The sequence below is a fragment of the Bacillus sp. HY001 genome (assembly GCF_007558965.1).
Taxonomy (GTDB): Bacteria; Bacillota; Bacilli; order Bacillales; family Bacillaceae_G; genus Bacillus_A; species Bacillus_A mobilis.
This window is the reverse complement of record NZ_VLTE01000362.1, coordinates 1-592: the sequence shown is the minus strand read 5'-3', so window position 1 is coordinate 592 and position 592 is coordinate 1. Positions and strand designations below refer to the sequence as shown.

Below are 592 nucleotides of genomic sequence, written 5' to 3'. Positions count from 1 at the left end.
TTAGTAACAGGTCGAGTATGGCGTGGTTCTGCTTTTGGCGGCGTAAAAGGTAGAACGCAGCTTCCAGGAATGGTTAAAGATTATATGGATGGTAAAATCGATATCGATTCGTTTATCACACACCACTTAAACTTTACAGACATCAATGAGGCATTTGATTTGCTCCATAAGGGTGAGTCAATTCGTACAATGTTAACATATGGAGAGTGAAAAAGTGAGTCTTAAACTTATTGAAAAACATCACTCTTTCGGTGGAGAACAATGTAAGTACCGCCATTATTCAGAAGTCTTACAATGTGATATGACATTTAGTATCTACTTACCATCAAATAAAGAAGAGAAAAAAATTCCTCTTATATGGTGGTTATCTGGTTTAACTTGTACAGATGATAATTTCAGTCAAAAAAGTGGATTTCAAAGATTGGCTGAAAAATATCAAGTGGCAGTCATGATTCCAGATACTTCACCACGTGGGGAATATGTTGCTGATGATGCAGGATGGGACCTTGGACAAGGGGCAGGTTTTTATTTAAATGCAACACAAGATCCATGGGCAAAGCATTATCATATGTATACGTATATCGTAGATGAA

At 37.0% G+C, this 592-nt stretch carries 1 protein-coding gene and 1 pseudogene; both read left to right on the top strand.

Going from position 1 to position 592, the window contains the following annotated elements; all coding sequences use genetic code 11:
* A pseudogene (locus FOT98_RS31750) lies at positions 1–210 on the top strand (S-(hydroxymethyl)glutathione dehydrogenase); the annotation flags it as partial.
* Positions 211–214: 4 nt separating this feature from the next.
* Positions 215–592 (top strand): alpha/beta hydrolase-fold protein (locus FOT98_RS31745; protein WP_260851167.1); only part of this gene is annotated, 378 nt, incomplete at its 3' end.